The organism is Streptomyces pseudogriseolus (genome assembly GCA_002154585.1).
Taxonomy (GTDB): domain Bacteria; phylum Actinomycetota; class Actinomycetes; order Streptomycetales; family Streptomycetaceae; genus Streptomyces; species Streptomyces pseudogriseolus.
Genome location: MUNG01000495.1, coordinates 1 through 2452, shown reverse-complemented (window position 1 = coordinate 2452; position 2452 = coordinate 1). Strand labels below are relative to the sequence as shown.

Here is a 2452-nt window from a genome sequence, read left to right as displayed (position 1 = left end):
TCACCGCGCTCGCCGGCTGCGCCTTCTCCTCTTCCTTCTCCCCTCCGCCGGTTCCGCAGCCGGCGAGCGCGGTGAGGCAGACCGCGGTGATCACGGTGCCCGTGGCGATCCTGTGGGTGGCGGCCATTCGCCCACCTTCTTCCTTCTCTCGGGCCGAGCTCGATGAGGCGTTGTGCGGCTCTGTGCCGGTCCATGCCGACCGCGCCGTCAACGTCGCACGGAAGGAAGAAATGAATTAATACGACAAGCCGATGAAATGGCCACTTCACCCTTCGGAGTGACACCTGCTGCCATTTGCCGGGAAAGTCTATGCCGGGCCTTTACTCTCAATTACGATCTGTTTACTGAGAGTTGCTTCGCGCTCACGGTTGCCCCCTGTGTTCGTCCCACCGTTGATCCCGCCGTTCTGGGGCCGTGCCCCACGGCCGCGACCGCTCCGCCGGAGCGGGCCCCCACTGTCACGCGACCGCGCAGACCCGAAGGAGACGGGAGTCCATGTCAGCCTGCGTTCCCGCCGGTGCCACCGAATCGGCGCACACCGAACGAGCCCACCCCCCGCACAGCCCGCCGCACGGCCGCGGCCCCCGCTTCCGCGTCGCGGGCGCCGACCTCTCGGCCGCCGTCGCGGTCTTCCTCATCGCCCTCCCCCTGTCCCTCGGCATCGCGCTCGCCACGGGCGCGCCCCTCCAGGCCGGCCTGGTCGCCGCGGCGGTGGGCGGGCTCGTCACCGGACGGCTCGGCGGCTCCCCGCTCCAGGTGAGCGGACCGGCGGCGGGGCTCACGGTCGTCACCGCCGACCTCATCCACCAGTACGGCTGGCGCGTCACCTGCGCCGTCACCGTCCTCGCCGGACTCGTCCAGCTGGGGCTCAGCTGTCTGCGCGTGGCGCGCGGCGCCCTCGCCGTGAGTCCCGCGATCGTGCACGGCATGCTCGCCGGCATCGGCGTCACCATCGCCGTCGCCCAGGCGCACATCGTCCTCGGGGGCGAGCCGCAGAGCTCCGTGCCCGACAACCTCCAAGCCCTGCCCGCCCAGTTGGCGCGCCTCGACCCGGCCGCCCTCGCGGTGAGCGTGCTGACCCTGGCCGCCCTGCTGCTCTGGCCCCGGCTGCCCGGCCGCGCCGGACGCGTGCTGCGGCGGGTGCCGGCCGCGCTCGTCGCTGTCGCCGGCGCCACCGCGGTCGCCGCGGCGGCCGGACTGGTGCTGCCCGTCGTGGACCTGCCGTCGTGGCGCAGCCATGCGCTGGCGGGGCTGCCCGAAGGCCCGGTGCTCGGTCTGGCCGCGGCCGTGCTGACCACGGCGCTGGTGTGCAGCGTGCAGTCGCTGCTCGGCGCGGTGGCCGTGGACAAGCTGGCGTCCGCCCGGCCCGGCGCGGGGCATGTCGTCCGCTCCGACCTGGACCGGGAACTGCTCGGTCAGGGCGCGGCGAACGTCGTCTCCGGCGCCCTCGGCGGTCTGCCGGTGGCCGGGGTCGCCGTCCGCAGCACGGCGAACGTCCACGCGGGCGCCGTCAGCCGGAACTCCACGATGATTCACGGCCTGCTGGTGGTGGCGGCCACACTGCTCCTGGTCCCGCTGCTGGAGCTGATCCCGCTCGCCTCGCTCGCCACCCTGGTGATGGCGGTCGGCCTCCGGATGGTGTCCCTGCACCACATCCGCACGGTGACGCGCCACCGCGAGGTGCTGGTCTACGCCGTCACCGCCCTCGGGGTGATCTGCCTCGGGGTGCTGGAGGGCGTGGTGCTCGGCATCGCCGTGGCCGTGGGCGTGGCCCTGCACCGGCTCACCCGGACCCGGATCACGCACAAGGAGGAGGGCGGCGTCCATCACGTGCACGTGCGCGGACAGTTGACGTTCCTCGCGGTGCCGCGGCTCAGCCGCGCCCTGCATCTCGTGCCTCAAGGCGCCGACGCAGTGGTGGCGTTGGACGGGTCCTTCATGGACCACGCGGCGTACGAGACGCTCCAGGACTGGCAGGGCACGCACACCGCGCGCGGGGGAACCGTGGAGATCACCGGCCGGCGCACCGGCGTACGGATCGCCGAACCCGGCGACCTCGCCTCCGGACCCGCGCCCGGCGGGGAGTCCGGGACCCACGGCGACTGCCGCTGCCGCCCCTGGACGGCCTGGCGCAACCACCAGTGCGACCGGCCCTCCCCCGCCCCGGACGCCGAGCCCCTCCCGGACGAGGCCTCCGGGAGCGTCGCGACAGACCCGCGGACCGGCCCGGAACCGGACGCCCCGGTCCGCGGACGCACCCCGGGCGGCATCCAACTGGTGCGCGGGCTCAGCACGTTCCAGCGCAGGACGGCGCCGTTGGTGCGCGGCGAGCTGGCCCGGCTGGCGCGCGAGGGACAGCGGCCGTCCCAGCTGTTCCTGACCTGCGCCGACTCCCGTGTGGTCACCTCGATGATCACGTCGAGCGGTCCGGGCGACCTGTTCGTGGTGCGCA

Annotated in this window: 1 protein-coding gene; it reads left to right on the top strand. The window is 73.7% G+C overall.

Annotated features, from left to right (window positions below):
* Positions 1-495: 495 nt before the first annotated feature.
* Positions 496-2452: SulP family inorganic anion transporter (locus CCN29_RS31750; protein ID WP_086685992.1), on the top strand; the 1957-nt coding region annotated here is incomplete at its 3' end.